17 protein-coding genes and 1 tRNA gene are annotated in these 17742 nt (G+C 58.4%); 12 read left to right on the top strand and 6 right to left on the bottom strand.

Annotated features, from left to right (window positions below; all coding sequences use genetic code 11):
• Positions 1–91: 91 nt before the first annotated feature.
• Entirely contained in the window at positions 92–1159 is a 1068-nt protein-coding gene (locus tag CRD13_RS03785) for a TrkA family potassium uptake protein (protein WP_016422233.1), read from the top strand.
• A 119-nt stretch (positions 1160–1278) separates the two neighbouring features.
• Positions 1279–3348, top strand: coding sequence for an ATP-dependent DNA helicase UvrD2 (locus tag CRD13_RS03780; RefSeq protein ID WP_255467789.1), 2070 nt, complete (start codon positions 1279–1281; stop codon positions 3346–3348).
• 26 nt (positions 3349–3374) lie between these two features.
• On the opposite strand, the gene CRD13_RS03775 is transcribed toward CRD13_RS03780, so the two are convergent.
• A complete protein-coding gene (locus CRD13_RS03775) occupies positions 3375–4310 on the bottom strand; it encodes a TOMM precursor leader peptide-binding protein (protein WP_255467777.1) in 936 nt (311 codons plus the stop codon).
• Between the two features lie 68 nt (positions 4311–4378).
• Here CRD13_RS03775 and CRD13_RS03770 point away from each other — a divergent pair, with 68 nt between their 5' ends.
• Positions 4379–4909 carry a YgjP-like metallopeptidase domain-containing protein gene (locus tag CRD13_RS03770; protein ID WP_016422236.1) on the top strand — a complete coding sequence of 177 codons (531 nt, stop codon included), beginning with the start codon at positions 4379–4381 and terminating at the stop codon, positions 4907–4909.
• A gap of 4 nt (positions 4910–4913) precedes the next feature.
• Here CRD13_RS03770 and CRD13_RS03765 read toward each other — a convergent pair whose 3' ends face one another.
• Positions 4914–6392 carry a zinc-dependent metalloprotease gene (locus CRD13_RS03765; protein WP_069359468.1) on the bottom strand — a complete coding sequence of 493 codons (1479 nt, stop codon included), beginning with the start codon at positions 6390–6392 and terminating at the stop codon, positions 4914–4916.
• A 139-nt stretch (positions 6393–6531) separates the two neighbouring features.
• Between CRD13_RS03765 and CRD13_RS03760 the strand changes: the two genes are divergently transcribed.
• Positions 6532–7605 (top strand): PDZ domain-containing protein, encoded by a 1074-nt coding sequence (locus CRD13_RS03760; RefSeq protein ID WP_048733327.1) that lies wholly within the window; start codon positions 6532–6534, stop codon positions 7603–7605.
• 38 nt (positions 7606–7643) lie between these two features.
• On the opposite strand, the gene CRD13_RS03755 is transcribed toward CRD13_RS03760, so the two are convergent.
• The 3 genes from CRD13_RS03755 to CRD13_RS03745 form a co-directional block, all read right to left on the bottom strand.
• Positions 7644–9071, bottom strand: coding sequence for a sodium:alanine symporter family protein (locus CRD13_RS03755; RefSeq protein ID WP_048733326.1), 1428 nt, complete (start codon positions 9069–9071; stop codon positions 7644–7646).
• A gap of 69 nt (positions 9072–9140) precedes the next feature.
• Entirely contained in the window at positions 9141–9566 is a 426-nt protein-coding gene (locus CRD13_RS03750) for a CrcB family protein (RefSeq protein ID WP_049172850.1), read from the bottom strand.
• A complete protein-coding gene (locus CRD13_RS03745) occupies positions 9563–9982 on the bottom strand; it encodes a CrcB family protein (RefSeq protein ID WP_224784093.1) in 420 nt (139 codons plus the stop codon). The genes CRD13_RS03750 and CRD13_RS03745 overlap by 4 nt, the downstream gene beginning before the upstream one ends.
• A gap of 282 nt (positions 9983–10264) precedes the next feature.
• Between CRD13_RS03745 and pgm the strand changes: the two genes are divergently transcribed.
• The 6 genes from pgm (at position 10265) to CRD13_RS03715 (ending at position 14888) form a co-directional block, all read left to right on the top strand.
• Positions 10265–11920, top strand: coding sequence for a phosphoglucomutase (alpha-D-glucose-1,6-bisphosphate-dependent) (gene pgm / locus CRD13_RS03740; RefSeq protein ID WP_048733320.1), 1656 nt, complete (start codon positions 10265–10267; stop codon positions 11918–11920).
• A gap of 54 nt (positions 11921–11974) precedes the next feature.
• Complete coding sequence (locus tag CRD13_RS03735) at positions 11975–12415, top strand: MauE/DoxX family redox-associated membrane protein (RefSeq protein WP_048733317.1); 441 nt, start codon at positions 11975–11977, stop codon at positions 12413–12415.
• 144 nt (positions 12416–12559) lie between these two features.
• Positions 12560–13291, top strand: coding sequence for a thioredoxin domain-containing protein (locus CRD13_RS03730; RefSeq protein WP_070429782.1), 732 nt, complete (start codon positions 12560–12562; stop codon positions 13289–13291).
• 175 nt (positions 13292–13466) lie between these two features.
• Positions 13467–13542 (top strand) — tRNA-Ala (locus CRD13_RS03725).
• Positions 13543–13677: 135 nt separating this feature from the next.
• Positions 13678–14112 carry a pyridoxamine 5'-phosphate oxidase family protein gene (locus CRD13_RS03720; RefSeq protein WP_070549916.1) on the top strand — a complete coding sequence of 145 codons (435 nt, stop codon included), beginning with the start codon at positions 13678–13680 and terminating at the stop codon, positions 14110–14112.
• A 179-nt stretch (positions 14113–14291) separates the two neighbouring features.
• Positions 14292–14888, top strand: coding sequence for a TetR/AcrR family transcriptional regulator (locus CRD13_RS03715; RefSeq protein WP_224784081.1), 597 nt, complete (start codon positions 14292–14294; stop codon positions 14886–14888).
• 51 nt (positions 14889–14939) lie between these two features.
• On the opposite strand, the gene nadE is transcribed toward CRD13_RS03715, so the two are convergent.
• Positions 14940–15791 (bottom strand): ammonia-dependent NAD(+) synthetase, encoded by an 852-nt coding sequence (nadE, locus tag CRD13_RS03710; RefSeq protein ID WP_070545790.1) that lies wholly within the window; start codon positions 15789–15791, stop codon positions 14940–14942.
• 38 nt (positions 15792–15829) lie between these two features.
• On the opposite strand from nadE, the gene CRD13_RS03705 reads away from it, so the two are divergent.
• Positions 15830–17311 carry a sugar porter family MFS transporter gene (locus tag CRD13_RS03705; RefSeq protein ID WP_141744329.1) on the top strand — a complete coding sequence of 494 codons (1482 nt, stop codon included), beginning with the start codon at positions 15830–15832 and terminating at the stop codon, positions 17309–17311.
• 251 nt (positions 17312–17562) lie between these two features.
• Complete coding sequence (gene ykgO, locus CRD13_RS03700; protein WP_005511141.1) at positions 17563–17685, top strand: type B 50S ribosomal protein L36; 123 nt, start codon at positions 17563–17565, stop codon at positions 17683–17685.
• Positions 17686–17742 lie beyond the last annotated feature (57 nt).

Raw genomic sequence — 17742 nt, 5'->3', positions numbered from 1 at the left:
TGGCCGTGGCCAGTTATCCAGGTGAAAGCAGCAGTTTGTATGCGCTATTTTTCACCGGGAGGAGTTTTCATGAAAGGCAGGCGAGGAGCGGTTGCGTAATCCAATTCGGAAATCTTCGGGATACGAAACCGGGCTCAATGATCTTCCCGGGCATGCACTGCTGGGAGTCATTGGCCTGCCTGAGTCCGCGCCGAAGAATCCTTGGCGGCTAATCATACGTCGTTTGAACTACGCCGTATTTTTGCTGCTGATTGCATCCGTCGTGGTCTACTACGACCGCAACGGATATACGGAGCCTCTCACCTTCATCGATGCGGTGTATTACTCGGCTGTCAGCCTGTCGACGACGGGTTACGGTGACATCACGCCGGTGACACAGAGGGCTCGATTACTCAATATTTTGATCATTACGCCACTGCGCGTGGCCTTCCTTGCTCTCTTGGTCGGTACTACTCTGACCGTTTTGACCCAAGAATCTCGGAAAACCCTGCAAATTCAGCGCTGGAGGAGACAGTTGCGCAACCACACCGTCGTTATCGGATACGGCACCAAGGGTCGTTCTGCCATTGCAGCTCTTCTCGCGGACGGCGTAGATCCGGCAGAAATCGTTGTTATTGATACGGACAAGGAAGCACTCGATCACGCTTCGAATCAAGGCTTGGCGACGGTGCATGGGTCGGCTACCAAATCCGATGTGCTGAAGTTAGCTGGTATTCAGCGTGCCCGCTCTATAGTCGTTGCACCGAACAAAGATGACACAGCGGTGCTGGTCACGTTGTCGGTCCGTGAGTTGGCGCCGGGTGCCTCAATTGTGGCCTCGGTGCGTGAATCAGAAAACCGCCACTTGTTGACGCAGTCAGGTGCAGACCAAGTGGTTATTTCTTCTGAAACCGCCGGCCGAATGCTGGGGCTGGCCACGGTGACTCCTTCGGTGGTTGAGATGATGGAAGACCTCCTGAGCCCGGATGAAGGATTCTCTGTTGCAGAGAGGCTGGTCACCGAAGAGGAAATCGGTGCCAGCCCACGGCACCTCGCGGATATTGCACTCGGCGTGGTGCGCTCGGGTGAGCTGTACCGAATTGATTCACCGGAGTGTGAGTCGGTGGAGCCAGGCGACCGGCTGCTGTACGTCCGCCGTGTCTACAGCAATGACGAATAGCACTCGACCAGTTTAAAAATGGGGTCTAACAACTTTTGACTTACTCAGAGGCGGATGTGAACAAGCCGGATTATCTAGCTGGGCTGGATCCAGACCAGCGCGAGGCAGCAACGGCTCCGATGGGGCCGGTGTGCATTCTTGCTGGAGCCGGTACAGGTAAGACCCGAACAATTACTCATCGCATCAAGTACCTCATTGACCAGGGGTTTGTGCAGCCGCAGAAGGTATTAGCGGTGACATTTACCTCGCGTGCAGCAGGGGAGATGCGCGACCGCCTGGCAAAGATGGGAACGCCTGGAGTCCAGGCGCGTACTTTCCACTCGGCAGCTCTTCGCCAGCTGCGCTACTTCTGGCCCCAAGTCGCCGGTGATATGCCCTGGCAGCTGTTGGATGACAAGAAATTCCGTGTCGTCGCCCAAGCAGTACGCCGGGTGGGCCTGGACACCTCCAAGGAAACGATCCGCGATGTCATGGGCGAGATTGAGTGGGCGAAGGCCACTCTGGCCGGTGCGGATCAGTACCAGGCCGCGCTGCGGGAGCATGGGCGCACGGCACCTCTGTCTGCGGAAAAAATTGTCGATTGCTATCACGCTTACGAGGACATAAAAACCACTCCTGACGGGCTATTGCTTGACTTCGACGACCTGCTCATCCACACCGCCGGTGCGATGGAGAATTCCCGTGCAGTGGCGGAGGAATTCCGCAACCAGTATCGGTGCTTCGTCGTCGATGAGTACCAGGATGTCACCCCGTTACAGCAGCGAGTTCTCAACGCCTGGCTGGGAGACCGTGACAACCTCACAGTTGTCGGGGACGCCAACCAGACGATCTACTCCTTCACAGGGGCGACTCCGCAGTACCTAATGAACTTCTCTCGGGACTACCCGGAAGCCACAGTTGTCCGCCTGCAGCGGGACTACCGATCGACCCCACAGGTCGTCGAGCTGGCCAACAATGTCATCGGCCGTGCGCAGGGGCGTATCGCCGGCTCGCGGCTGAAGCTGATTGGGCAGCGTGAAGACGGCCCGGAGCCGACTTTTAACCAGTACGACGATGAGCCGATGGAAGCTCGCGCGACCGCGCGCAGCATCAAGCGACTTATCGACGTGGGTACGCCGGCATCGGAGATTGCCGTTTTGTACCGCATCAACGCACAGTCCGCAGTTTTTGAGCAGGCTTTGTCCGAGGTAGGAGTCGCCTACCAGGTTCGTGGCGGGGACGGTTTCTACCAGCGTCCCGAGATCCGCGATGCCATCGCTGCACTTGTGCGAGTTTCCCGTTCCTCACGGACTGTTCCGACATTGCAGGGCACGAATCTATTGGATTTGGTCAAGCAGGTTTTCGCGGGTCTTGGCATGACTGACCAAGAGCCGGAAGGCGCTGGTGCCAGGGAACGTTGGCAGTCACTACGCGCCCTATTTGACCTGTGTAAAGACATCGTTCATGCCAACACCGAGGTCAATATCCAGGCGCTCCTCGGCCAATTGCACACCCGGCAGCAGGCCAAACATCCACCGACGCTGGATGGCGTGACGCTGGCTAGCCTGCATGCAGCCAAGGGGCTGGAGTGGGATGCGGTGTTCCTCGTTGGGCTTACCGACGGTTCGCTGCCTATCCAACATGCGCTGAATAAATTCGACCGTTCTCCTGCGCAGGGGGCGGAAGCCATCGAAGAAGAGCGCCGTCTGTTCTATGTCGGCATTACTCGAGCCCGCGAACATCTGGAGCTATCTTGGTCATTGTCGCGGACAGAAGGCGGCCGCAGGTCACGTCGCCGCACACGATTCCTCGATGAACTCGACATTGATGTCTCTGACTACTCGGCTGAGGCACAGCGAAGCTCAAGGAGCTCTAGTTCCCGCAGTAAGCGTCAGCAGTCCAAACAGTGCAAGGGCTGTACTAAGCCATTGCACACCGATGCCGAGCGGATCTCAGGGCGTTGTGAAGAGTGCCCAGTCAGTGCGGATCCTGCACTACTGGAAGCATTGCGTGCATGGCGCTTGGAAATGTCGAGGGAAATGACGGTCCCCGCATTCGTGATCTTCTCCGATGCGACCCTTCTGGCCATCGGTGAGCAGCAGCCGACTACGCCGGAGGAACTTCTGCAGATTCCCGGAATTGGAGAAGCGAAGCTCAATCATTTCGGCGAAGGCATCTTGGGAATCGTCAATTCTTTCGTGAATTCCTAGTCAGATTCTGCTCAAGGCACTTCGAATTACATGAACTGCATATGCGAGTTGCCATGACCACACACTGGGCACTGCGGGTGGGGAGCAACAGTAGTGCGGGTGATATCGAGGCTTTCCAGATCTATGCGCACCTCCGTTGCACATAGATCTGAGAGATCCGGCCGCCGCAGCTGCCCAACCAACAGTGGCACCGCTGTGTTCAGCCATTCCGGTGCGGCCACGGGCGTAAAAGTGCGAAGCTGTAGCGCAATCAGTGCCCGGACGGGGTCGTGGTCTCGTCGATAAGCTTCGAAACACATCGAGCAGGGCCCTTGACCTGGTTGAACAAGCGGCCCAAGAATCAGTGCCCCATCGCGGAAATGCGTGTGCAGATGCTCAATTCCACGATGAAACAGAGCGCGAACCAAGGGCATGCTCGGTACTTCCATGCCCGTGACCACCGCGAGCCCGATCTCTTCCGGTGTGGATTGAGATATTTTTAGCGTCGCATTGCGAGTGGGCGACATTGCCGTCGTCCAACTACCACAACCCGTGCGACGAAGCTCCTTTAAAAGTCCGGTGCGCAAGCTGTCCCGACCGATCAGCGTAATCCTCCGCCGTGTCGGTGGTTTTTGGACCAGCGCGGCTCGGTGAAGGTCGGAGATAAGTGCGGTAATGAACTGCGGTGACAGTTTGTCGTGACTGTCAGTAAAGGCCTCGCTTAAGGTGCTACCTCTATGAGCTGCAAGAAGCGCCGAGAAGACAGGCCCCGGCGGGGTGCCGTCGGAAAGCGGCAGAATCATGCTGCGCTCCGGTTCCACGCCGAACTGAATCCGCGCGCCTGGGCGCATGACAATCGGTACCTCCGGCCGCAGCGCGTAGTCCGTGGCAGGCGCGGCAAGTGTTTGTGCAGCGGGTGCGTGCGAACCTATTACGCCAGCCGTACCATCCCGCCCCCGAGACGTATCCCTGTATTCCCCCATAAAAATATCTTTTACCCCGGGGCCAGCTTTTACGCAATCGCAGCGCAGAGCATATACGCTTAAAAAGCATGAGCACCAAGCGACCTGAGTACGGCCCGGATGTTGAGGTTCGGCGCTCGAAGCGCCGCCGCCGTACTGTGTCCGCCCGCGCGGAGGGAAACCGGATCATTGTCATGGTTCCGGACGATCTCAGCGCCGCTGCGGAAAAACAGCAGGTCAATGAAATTGTTGCGCGAGTGCGGAAGAAAGTTGGCAGCAACCTGGATAATTCCGAGCTGGAGCGCCGCGCACGGCTGCTCTCTCGTACGGTGCTGGAAGATCGCCCGCGGTTCGAGTCAATCAAATGGGTCAAGAACATGTCGCGCAGGTGGGCATCCGTCACCGGCGGTGTCGATAGTCCTGGGCGCATTCGCATTTCGCACAGGCTTGCCGACGTCCCGGGGTACGTCCTCGACGATGTCATTGTGCACGAACTGGTGCACACTTTCGTCGACGGTGGTCATACCGAAGAGTTCTGGTATTGGGCGGCAAAAGCCCCGTACCACGAACGGGCACGGGGCTATTTAGAGGCGTATCAACGCTGGGGAACCCAGAGCTAACTCGCTACTTATCGTCGTCGGCGTCACTGTCGTTGCCCTCAGCCGCGCGCTTTTCGGCCTCTTTGCGCAGCTGCTCTTCAAGCTCTGCGATCGGGTCGAAGTCATCGTTTTCCGAGCCGCCAAGGACCGAATCAATAAAGGCCGCGGGTTCATCCAAATCCTCTGCCACGGGCAGGAAGTCCGGGTGATCCCAGACCTTGTCGCGTCGCTCGATGCCCACAGCGGTGGTCAGACGGTGCCACAAGTTGGTTGCCTCACGCACCTTGGGGGATCCGAGGTCAATGCCGGTGGCTTTCTCCAGCGCCTGTTCAGCACCTTCGGTGGCGCGGCGACGACGCCAGGCTTCATCCAGCTGTGCGGCACCCGATAGACGCTCACCGAGGGCATCGGTGACAACCATGTCCACCCATCCCTCGACCAGTGCTAGCAGCGTCTGGAAACGAGTACGAGCATTCTCGTTACGAGAACGAATCTTCGGGCTCAGATCCATATTCTGCAGCTCGCTCATAGCCTCCTGCATACGCTGCGGATCCTGCATGTTCTCAATATCCAGACCGCGGGCGGCCTCTTCAATCGCCGAGTAATCGATGACGATGCCGGCAGCGTATTCCTCGACAGAGGAAATCATGCGTTCAGCCAGCCATGGCACGCGGTCGAAGAGACGTTGGTGGGCAGCTTCGCGGGCAGTGGCGTAGATAAACAGATCGCGCGCTGGAACCTCGAGTTCCTCCGCGAGAGCGACGAGATGCGTTGGCAGCAGTACCGCCGCACCAGTGGTGTGTAGCGGCAGCCCGAGGTCAGAACCAGTCAGGCTCGTCTGTGCCAACTCCGCCAGCGCATTTCCTAGCTGAGTACCGAAACTCATCGAGTTCATCTGGCGCATGATGCCCAGCATCGGCCCCATCATCTCGCGAGCTTCCTCTGGAACACCCTCGAGGGAGGCATCACTCATGCGGCTGGCGACGGGATCGACAAGGCGAGTCCATGTCGACTTGGTGTTCTCCAACCACTGCAGGCTATTCCACGCTTCTACGCGGTTGACACCAGCCGGCAGGGAGGTGACGTCATCTAGCCACAGTTCGGCCAGGCGCAGGGAATCAGTCAGCGCCTCGCGGGCCGAGTCCTTCACCGGAGCCGGGTTACCAAGACGGGTCCGCGCAACGCGCTCGGCCGCGTCGTAGTTGACAGGGCCAGAGTTAGACTCCTGGAATCGCTGCCCCATGCCGGAGAACATCTCGCCGAACTGGTTGAGAATATCGCCCAAGTTCGGCTGGTCCCCCTTGCCGGAGGCGCCGCTGCCGGGCTGCCCGGGGCCGCCGAAACCGAAGCCACCGGCGCCGCCCATGCCACCGAAGGGAAACCCGAAGAAACCGAAAGGACCGCCCTGGCCGCCCTGACCGCCCTGACCGGAGTCATTGTTGCCAGCGTCGTCGCGATCGTCATCATTGTCGTTCGGACCAAAGCCAAATCCGTTAGAACTCATGCTCCCACCGTACCGGGCAATGACCCGCGTGAGTACTTAAAAGCACCACTTTATTGGCAACTTCGCGCCCAGCGAACAGACACGGACAAGATTCATCAGGTGTCCAGTAGGCAGATAGCGAGAATGTAGGGTGTTATTTGTGAATCGTCGTACCCAAACTCTTGTTGCGGGCGCTGTGCCCATCGCCGCGTTGGCAACTGTGCTCTCGCTGCCAACGCTGACAGTGCCCTATGCCGCGCAGGGGCCTGGCCCGGTCTTCGATGTTCTCAGCGATGTCGAGGGCAAGAGCATTATCTCGGTCAGTGGCAGTGCTGCGGACTCCGAACTCTCTAAGGGCACGCTGGATATGACAACCGTCGCAGTCAGACATAACCTGACATTGCCGCAGGTCATTGGCCTGTGGTTCGATCGTGACAACGATATCGTCCCCATTGAGGCGGTCTTCCCTCCGGGCCAGAGTCAGGACGAGGTGGAAGAGGAGAACAAGGCTGCATTCACCGAGTCAGAGGCCAACGCCACCTCCGCTGCGCTGGCACATCTCGGGTTGCCGATGGAAGTCACCGTCGCCTACACAGTGCCGGATAGTCCCGTCGATGGGCGACTGCATGAAGACGATGTGATTCTCGCCGTGGATGGGGTGGCCGTAAGCAAGCCTGAGCAAGTCAAGGCGATTATTGCCGGACGCAACCCGGGCGATACTGTCACGTTGAGGGTCAAGTCTGCGACCGTCGACAAGCAGAAGACTGCTAAGGGCGAGGACTCTGACCCCGAGAAAGCCGTCGATATTTCTGTGACACTGGCGGAAAATCCGCATCAGAAGAATGCCGCGCTGCTCGGCGTTGGGATGGGGGCGCAATCCGCGGACGACACCAAGGTTGAGTACCAGCTCAGCGGCATTGGAGGTCCGTCTGCGGGGCTCATGATGACGCTCGGAGTGATTGACAAGCTGAGTCCAGGCGATTTGACCGAGGGGCAGCACCTCGCTGGCACCGGCACTATTGACGCTGCCGGCAACGTGGGCGAAATCGGTGGCATTACACACAAAATCTCGGCCGCCCGAGATGAGGGCGCCGAGATGTTCTTCGTGCCGGAAGGCAATTGCGCAGAGGCTGTGACTGCCGACCGAGGCGATATGAAGTTGGTAAAGGTCTCTGTGCTTGACGACGCGCTTGCGGCAATCGAAAAGCCGGAGACCGCGCAGACCTGCTCGTAGTTTTTGTCGTAGTCCCTACGAGCAGCTGCTAGTTTCAGCTAGTTCTTGCTGAAGGCCTCGAAGTTTTGCTGAGACTGCCATTTATCAATCTCTGCCGCCGTTGCGCGCAACTGCGGGTCAAATTTGAGGTAGGCCTTTGTCTCGCGCGCAATGAGCCCGGACAGGACAATCAGACCGATGAGGTTCGGTAGCGCCATCAGGCCGTTGAGAGCCGAGGCGACGGACCAGACGGTTTCCAGATGAGTAACAGCGCCGACGAAGACTACGCAGGTGAAGACCGCACGGTAGAGACCGGTGCCGCGGCGACCGACCAGGGACTCGAATGCGCGCTCACCGTAGTAGGACCAGCCCAGCATGGTGGAGAATGCGAAGAAGACAACCGACAGCGTGACGATTGTGCCACCCCAGTGGCCAGGTAGACCGCGGGAGAATGCCTCAGCAGTCAGAGCGCCAGTGTCGACGTTGCCATCCTGCCAAACACCGGTGCTGATGATAACCAGGCCGGTGAAGGACACGACGATGATGGTGTCAATGAAGGTCTGAGTCATGGAGACCAGACCCTGACGAACCGGGTGAGTGGTCGATGCGGCGGCAGCGGCGATAGCACCGGAACCCAGGCCCGACTCGTTGGAGAACAGGCCGCGGGCAACACCCATCTGCAGGGCGAGAATGAGCGTGGAGCCTGCGAACCCACCAACGGCCGCGGTGCCGGTGAAAGCATCGGTGAAGATGAGCTTGAAGGTCTCGGGCAGCGCCGAGACATTGGCGACGAGCACCCACACGGCCGCACCGATGTAGAGCACAATCATCATCGGCACAAAGCCGGCGGTGATGCGGCCAATCGACTTAATGCCACCCATCAGCGCCGCACCTACCAGGATGAACATGATCATGCCGGAGAGCGTCGGATCGATGTCGAAGCTGTTTTCCAGGTTCGAGGCCACGGCATTGCCCTGGGTCAGGTTGCCGATACCAAACGCTGCCAGCGCAGCAAAGACGGCGAAGAGAATACCGAGCGTCTTACCAAAACCATTCGGGATGGCCTTGCGCAGGTAGTACTGCGGGCCACCGGACTGTTCGCCAGCTGCATCGACCTGACGGTACTTCACACCCAGGAATGCCTCGGAGTACTTCGATGCCATACCAAGCAGGCCGGTCACCCACATCCAGAACAGCGCACCGGGTCCACCCAGGCCGATCGCGGTAGCGACACCGACAATGTTGCCGACACCGACTGTTGCCGCGAGAGCCGTCGCAAGCGCCTGGTAGTTGGTGATATCTCCCTCGGCGTCTTCGTCGTTACGGTCGATGAGTCCGAGGCGCAGTGCCGGGCCGAGTTTGACCAGGTGAATTGCACCCAGGCGAATGGTCAAAATGATTCCGGTGCCGATCAGCGCGGGGATCAGGAGATACGGACTCCAAATAAAACTATCCGCCGCTGAGGCAAAATCGCTGAAGCTTTCCATGCTGTGGAACTTTACTGGTAGAAAGCCTAAATTCGATCATTAATTTCTCAGAAAATGATTATTGTGCTACTAATTCGCCACAAGTGGGGGTAAACACATTCCGACGAAAGCAAAAACTATTCCGCCAATCAGTGTGAGAGCAAGGTACCCACATGCCCTCCAAAAGTGTTGGTTCTTAAGGCGTACGATCTCTCCGGCGAGTGTGGACCACGTCGACAGGCCGCCGGCGAAGCCAATCATTACCGTCGCATAGGCCAGAGCAGGCGTCATGCCATTGCTTATCGACGTTCCCCGCGACCACACCACAGCAGCGACACCGGCGACGAAGCAGGCAATCATATTCGCGGTCCACGTTCCGGGTAGTTTGGAATCAGCCCACTTCACCGCAAGTTCGGCCAGCGCATAGCGCAGCGCTCCACCTACTGCCGCGCCAACTGCGATAGCGAGGATGGCAGAGAGTGCCGAGGAAAAAGAGCCGAGGAGATCGCCGGTCATTCCGCGACCTCCCGTGCGCACTTGGTGCCCAACCAGTAGGCGAGAGGGCAGCACAGCAGATGAATAAGTCCGACGCTCACAATCAGTACGACTGACGTGTCCGCTTGCACCAACAAGAGAATGACAAATGCGGAGAAAGTGGTGAAACCGCCACAAAAGCCAGTACCGCAGAAAGCGGAAAGCCGAGGATTAGCAAACGCGATACTGCTGACCAGGCCGAAGAGAAAGCAGCCCAACAAGTTGATGGCAGTGGTCGAAACTGCGCTAGTTCCCGAGCTCACAATCGCATCGATTGCCGCGCCGAGCAGAAAGCGACTTACCGCGCCAATAGCGGCACCGCCGGCGACAACCAGGGCCATGAGAACCTGCGCCCGTCCTGCTGATGGCAGTTTCGCAACGACAGATTCCTCATTCACGGTGAAAACGCTAGCACAGTGGCGAAAGGGGAGGTAGGCGCCGACAATTCGGAATCTTTCACCAGGAGGTGTTCCCGTCGGCACGCGACAATCTACCTACTGCACCCTATTGCAGGGGCGAGTTTGCCTTACCGAGTGGTTCTTGCCATGCGCGCTGACCCTAAAACGGGGACACTGGGGAAGAGGAAGCGCATTTAAGTCCGGTTTCCCCATTCCGGCCGGCTCGTCGGCGGTGAAATCGGTGGTTGCGCAGTTCGCCGATTCAGCAGGAGGATACCCACAATGGCTCATGAGCGCGCCGGGCAATTGGCCCAGCCATCCGACCTTATCGATGTCGCGGAACTGGTCACTGCTTACTACACAAAGCACCCGGACCCGAATAACCCCGACCAGAAGGTCGTCTTCGGTACTTCCGGTCACCGCGGTTCCTCCCTCGACGGCGCTTTCAACGAAGACCACATTCACGCCACTACTCAGGCAATCGTGGATTACCGCAAGGGCCAGGGCATTGAAGGTCCGCTCTACGTCGGTCGCGATACCCACGGCCTGTCCGAGCCGGCAATGATTTCCGCCCTCGAGGTGCTCACGGCCAACGGCATCACCGTGATGGTTGACGCTCAGGATCGCTACACGCCGACTCCGGCAGTCAGCCACGCGATTCTGACGTACAACCGCGACGTGGAGGGAGGTCCGACGGGGAGTAGCGCCGCGCGTGCCGACGGCATCGTGATTACCCCTTCCCACAATCCGCCACGGGATGGTGGTTTTAAGTACAACCCGCCGACCGGTGGTCCGGCGGACGCGGATGCGACGGACTGGATTGCAGCTCGTGCTAATGAATACTTGGCTAAGGGCCTGGATGGGGTTAAGCGCCAGCTGGTGGATAAGGCCGGAGACCTCGTCGTAAAGCACGACTACCTCAACGCATACGTGTCGGACCTGCCGAATGTTGTCAACCTCGACGCCATCCGTGATGCCGGCGTGCGTATCGGCGCCGACCCAATGGGTGGTGCGTCGGTGGATTACTGGGGCGCAATTGGCGATGCGCATAACCTAAACCTGACCGTGGTCAATCCGCTGGTTGATGCGACCTGGCGTTTTATGACGCTGGATACAGACGGCAAGATTCGTATGGACTGCTCCTCGCCGAATGCGATGGCGTCCCTGATTGGTAACCGCGATAAGTTCGACATCTCCACCGGCAATGACGCGGACTCCGATCGCCACGGAATTGTGACACCGGACGCGGGTTTGATGAACCCGAACCACTACCTGGCCGTTGCCATTGACTACCTCTTCGCGCACCGTCCGGGCTGGTCGCAGGAGACCGCGGTCGGTAAGACGCTGGTGTCTTCGTCGATGATTGACCGCGTCGTTGCCAATTTGGGCCGCAAGCTCGTGGAAGTTCCAGTCGGCTTCAAGTGGTTCGTCCCGGGTCTGCTCGGCGGCACCATCGGCTTCGGCGGTGAAGAATCCGCTGGTGCATCGTTCCTGCGTCACGACGGCACTGTGTGGTCTACCGATAAGGACGGCATCATCCTGGACCTCCTGGCCAGCGAGATCAAGGCTGTGACCGAGAAGACTCCATCGCAGCTCTACGCAGAACTCGCCGATAAGTACGGTGCCCCGGCTTACGCCCGCACCGATGCGGACGCAACCCGTGAGCAGAAGGCAATCCTGAAGAAGCTCTCGCCGGAGCAGGTCAAGGCCGACACCCTGGCAGGGGAGACCATTACAGCCAAACTGACTGAAGCACCGGGCAACGGCGCTGCGATTGGTGGCCTCAAGGTGGTTACGGAGAACGCTTGGTTCGCGGCGCGTCCGTCGGGCACTGAAGATAAGTACAAGATCTACGCGGAGTCCTTCAAAGGCGCGGATCACCTGGCACAGGTTCAGGCTGAGGCGCAGGACGTGGTCTCGGCAGTCCTGAACGGGTAATCGGTAACCATTGGGCTAGCTGTAAACAGTTAGCCTGTACTAACATTTCTGTGTATGAAGAATTTCGTAGGCGTGGTGGCACGATTCGGCCTGGCTGCAGTTTGGTTGTACTCGGGTCTTATCAAACTGCTGAACCCGCTGGAATCGCGTCAGGCAGTTCAAGCTTATGAGCTGCTGCCGAGCGATTTGGTGCCGATGGTAGCGGTTGCGCTGCCCGCTTTCGAAGTCATCCTTGGACTCCTGCTGGTATTGGGGCTTTTCCTGCGCCCGGTAGCGGTGTTGTCTGGCGCGCTCTTGCTGGTGTTTATCGGCGGCATTATCTCGGCGTGGGCGCGCGGCCTGCAGATTGACTGCGGTTGCTTTGGTGGCGGTGGCTACGACGAGAACGCTGACGCGGTTTCATATCTAAAGTCAATCGCCCGAGACATCGGTTTTCTGGCCTTGGCTGTATTTGTGTACGTGTGGCCGTGGAAGAAGTTTGCCATTTACGCCTAGTCCGCTGGCTAGAGGGGAAGCCTAGGGGATAGGCCAGGGGAATGGGGCAAGGTGATGGGGCCTAGCGATGCGGCCTAACAACCATTTCCGTTTTCTCAGGCGCAATTGTGTCATTGGCAAGAAAACACCGCTATCGTAAGCGGTGTGAGTCAGAAGATTAAGAATCCAAATGAAAAGGGCAGTGGCTTCGTCGTCGGCCTGATTGCTCTTCTTGCTGTCGTTGCAGTTGTTATTGGTGGCGTTATCTACATCGGCCGGTCGCAGCCGATTGAGGGACTGCCAGATGAGGACGTCGACTTCTCCGTCGCACTCGACGGCGATGTCATCCGACTGAGCAAGGACGGCGCCGAAGGGGCTAAAACAGCCACGATTTTTGAGGACTACTCGTGCCACTACTGTGCTCAGATGAGCGAAGAGGGCCACGATGATGAGCTCAAGGCGCTAAACGACGGCAAGCTTGTCGCTGAATACCGCACGCTGAACTTCCTGGATGGTCAGGAGAAGGAGCAGCGTGACGGTCACTCCACTCGCGTCTTCGCGGTTGCCCGCAAGATTGCTGAGACCGGTGATGCTCGCGCATATTGGAACTTCCGCACGATGATGATGGCTGACCAGCAGAACTCTGTCACGTGGAGCGATGATGAGTTGGCTGACCGTCTGGAGCAGCTCGGTGTTGCTGACGAAATTGTCAGCGAAGTCCGTTCCGGCATCGACACCACCGAGGCTAAGGCAAGCGCAAATGCCAACTTCGATGACCTTGAGAAGCGCTTGGGCAAGGTTTCCTCACCGCACGTCTTTGTCGATGGCAAGGATATTCTGGAGAACATTTCCGGTGATGGCGGACTGGGGCAGTGGGTCAAGGTGGCCCTGCGCTAGGTTCCGTGCACGCTCACACGATTCATCTTCAGTTCATGTTCGGCAGATCCACTCTGGGGCACTCGGCGAATACGTAAAAGAGTGTTCTACATGCGGATTTGGTGATACATGACAGTGCCATGTAGCCTTTGAGGAGTCCACAGCGGAGGGTGAAAGCCACTTCGATGTTGATTCTGGGGCTATGGCGCAGCTGGTAGCGCACCACACTGGCAGTGTGGGGGTCACGGGTTCGAGTCCCGTTAGCTCCACCAGTAGAAAAACCCTCGGTCGTTATGACCGGGGGTTTTCTTGTATCTGCCCCTGGGTAGTGTGCTCGCCGTTTACCTCAATGATTGGTAATCCGTATGGCTGTAGCAACTTTGTCTGAACGGTGGAATACTGGGGGTATGGCACACAACGACTCCGTTATTCAGAAACTGTCCACCGAAGAATCCCTTGAGCTGCTGGCTACGCAGACTTTTGGGCGACTGGTTGTTCGTCGTAAAGACGATATGGATCTTTTCCCACTGAACTACGTCGTTCATGAGGGGAACATTTACTTCCGCACTGCCGAGGGGTCGAAGCTCTTTACTGTTTCTCTGAACCACGATGTTCTTTTTGAGGCCGACTTTGTTGACAAGGATGCTCAGAAGGCCTGGTCGGTCATCGTTAAGGGGGACGCAGAGGTTCTCACCTCCCGCGCTGATATTAACGCTGCAGATGAGCTGCCGCTGAAGCCCTGGCTGCCGACGTTGAAGTACAACTACGTGCGCATTACCCCGAACAATGTTTCGGGTCGCCATTTCCACCTCGGGGAGGAGCCGAATCGCTACGAAGCGTAGCGGCGGCATACGGCGCTTTTGCTTGACGACGGTGGGGGCTCCGTCGTGAAGCAGAGATAGCAGCGTGCAAAGGCAGCTTTTAGTGACTGAGCACCGCCGTTAGCTGTTTTTTTAAAAATTGTTGGGTTAAATTACCCAAAAGCGCCCTAAGTGAGATTCAACGCGTTACAGTCGCAAATGTGACGTGCACCATAGAATCGACCGATGGGGTGCCAGCGCAGCCCGATGTGCGCAGGCAGTCCCCACGTATGCAGAAGATCGTAGATGAAGCGCGCGCGATGCTGCGCGAATCGGGCTGGAGTGCTATCAGCATGCGCCGCCTAGCGGCGCGGCTCGATGTGAAGGCGCCATCGCTGTACAAGCACATCAGCGGCAAAGAAGAGCTCCTTCAGCTGCTGCTGACCGAGAGCCTCGAGAATCTGGGCAAGCGTATTCATGCTGCCATTGATGAGGAATGCACTTCGGCGTCTCTGCTGCAGGCGTACCGCCAGGCAGTTCTCGACGATCCGCATGGTTACCGGCTGATGAGTCGCACTAATTTCGTGAATGTCGTCTCGCCTTCGTCGTTGGATGCCTGGATTCGTGATGCATTCATTAAGGTTGCCGGCGATGAGCCTAAGGGATTGGCCATGTGGGCGTTCGCCCACGGTTTGGTGACCGCCGAGCTCGTCCAGGATGGTTCACCTGCGCTGGAACCCAGCGCTGAAGCCGGTGCGGCAGACAGCTTGGCCGCAGTTGGGGCTATTTGGGACGCTGGCGCGGAGGCCTTCTCTTAAGGGGTTTGCTGCTCTGTCCGGGACGCTGGATCGGTGGCCCGGGGCAGTAGCCTAGCGCCACCAGGAATCGGCCGGTCCGGGAGGGACGGCTCGCTTGTGCCGGGAAATGGAGTAGAGATACTCGATTCGCGCGGCATCCTCATCTGAGACGGCCTTGCCTTCGAGGTAGTCGTCGATGGCGGTATAGGTCACCCCGAGTGCAACTTCGTCGGGAAGCGCAGGGCGATCTTCTTCCAGGTCGGCCGTCGGCACCTTCTCCCACGTACTGGCTGGTGCGCCGAGGTGACGGAGTAAGGCCGCGCCCTGGCGCTTGCTCAGCCCCTGCAGCGGAACGAGGTCGCAGGCGCCGTCGCCGTGCTTGGTGTAGAAGCCGGTGACAGCCTCCGCGGCGTGATCTGTGCCGATGACCAAAGCGCCGTCAACACCCGCCACTGCGTACTGGGCAATCATGCGCATGCGGGCCTTAATATTTCCCTTGTTGAAGTCGCTGATAGCGCTGCCGGCCAGGGCATCGGTGACCTGGGCGGTCATCGCGGCGGTGGCCGGTTCGATATCGATAGTTAGCCTTTGGTCAGGTTGAATGAATTGCAGTGCCACCTGTGCGTCGTCCTCATCGGCCTGCACGCCGTGGGGGAGGCGAATGGCAATGAAGGTGGCGTCCTCGCCGCCGTCGCGAAGCTTTTCGACGGCCAACTGCGCTAGACGTCCGGCTAGCGTGGAATCTTGACCGCCGGAAATTCCGAGCACGAATCCCTTGGCGTGCGCGGCGCGGAAATAATCGCAGAGAAAATCGACTCGGCGGCTGATTTCCTCGGCGGCATTGATGGTGGGCTGGACGTGGAGGTCGTTAATAATCTCCGACTGGAGGGGGTGTGGGAAATCCTGTGTGCCTACTGGTGTCATGAGCCTCACTCTACCGCTAGTTCAGGACGGGAAAAGGGATGATTTTCCTGCCAGAAGAGTGCCAAAACTCTCATCTTTATCGAGTAAGTGCTGTTCGGATAGGGGGTCTTTGGCCGGACGGTGGCAAGATTTCCAGCGTGAGTACAACCGAACAGAATAAGACTGGACCGAACCGGGAAACCACCACAACTCGGTCGATAGCCGTGGCTATCATCGCCGCTCTGGGCGGCCTCCTCTTTGGTTACGACACCGGTGTCATCTCGGGCGCGCTGCTGTATATCCAGCGCTCTTTTGAGCTGACTCCAGGACAGGAGTCCACTGTCACCGCCATGCTCTTGGTCGGTGCGGCTATCGGTGCGTTCCTGGGCGGTCGCGTAGCGGACTCCCTGGGGCGCCGTGGCACCATCCTGCTCGGAGCGGTCGGCTTCATCATCGGCAGTATCTGGTGTGCTTTCGCTACTAGTGCGTTTTCGCTGGGTGCTGCGCGTACTTTGCTCGGCGTCTGTATCGGTGGTGTTTCCATCGTCGTACCGATGTACATCTCCGAAATGGCACCACCGCATGTGCGTGGACGCCTGGTCAGCCTGAACTCGCTGATGATCGTGATTGGTCAGCTGGTGGCGTTCCTCACCAACTCCGCCCTAGCCTCCTCCGGTAACTGGCGACTCATGCTTGGACTCGGCGCTGTCCCCGGCATCGTGCTGCTCATCGGCATGCTGGTTCTGCCGGACACTCCGGCCTACCTCGTCCGTCGAGGACAGGAGGGCAAGGCGCTGGCCGTGCTGCGTCAGATGCAGGGAGATGAGGCGACCCTGGCTGAGGTTGCCGTTGATGAGGCGTCGTCAAGCGCCGATCAGCGTGCAGCCGAGCGCCTTGCCGTGAAAACCCCGTGGGTGCGACGCACCGTCATTATTGCGATGCTCATTGGTGTGACGCAACAGGTCACGGGCGCGAACGCGATTATGTATTTCGCGCCGACGATGATGAACAAGGTTGGCTTGTCGACGGAAAGCTCTGTCTATACCTCCATCATCATCGGTATCGCCTCGGTGATTTCGTGTGCAATTGGTATGAGCATCATTGACCGCGTTGGTCGTCGGCGAATGCTGATTATCGGTTTGGTGGGCTGTGCAAGCTCGCTGCTCGTGCTGGCGCCCGTCTATGGTTTGTCGAGTAACTCTTCGACGGGTGCCATGATGTCGCTTCTGCTGATGACCGTATTTATCGTGTTTCAGCAGGCGGCTGTGTCGGTGGCGACCTGGCTCCTGATTTCCGAGATCATCCCGACAGAGGCTCGTGGCCTGGGTATGGGGCTGGCAGGGCTCGCGCTATGGGTTGCGAATTGGTTTGTGGCGCAGGCTTTTCTTCCGATGGTGGATGCTGTCGGTGGTGCGTGGTCGTTCTTCTTCTTTGCCATTACGGGCGCAATTGCGCTGGTATTCACCATCAAGGCGGTGCCGGAGACCTCAGGTAAGACGCTTGCCGAGGTCCGCGAGTACATGATTGCCGCTGCCAAGTAGAGAAGTGGAAGCAGTTGCAACGTGGGGAGTCGCGATCTTGGGGTTGCCCGTCAAAGAACATGTTTCCCCCGGATTTTTGGAGTTATTCCGCTTATTAGGTAGTATGGCAACTCGTGTCGTAACGCATCCTCTTTGATATTTCTTCGGATTATCAGGAAGGGTGCGTTGCCAGGCAGTCACTGGGGTGATTGTCCGGGGAGAGTGCAGTGTGCACATTCCCGTTTCGGAGCCGAGTAGAAAGGAGCGCCCGAATGAAGGTCCGCAAGTCCCTTCGGTCGCTGAAGAACAAGCCGGGCGCTCAGGTCGTGCGCCGTCGTGGCAAGGTCTACGTGATCAACAAGAAGGAGCCGCGCTTCAAGGCCCGTCAGGGCTAAGCCTTATTTAGGCTAGCGCGAAGCAAATAGCTTCCTCATTTATTGCCAAAACCGCAA

The organism is Corynebacterium sp. LK26, from assembly GCF_014335085.1.
Classification (GTDB): Bacteria; Actinomycetota; Actinomycetes; order Mycobacteriales; family Mycobacteriaceae; genus Corynebacterium; species Corynebacterium jeikeium_D.
Note: the sequence above shows the minus strand (reverse complement) of the source record. Positions and strands in the feature narration are given on the sequence as shown.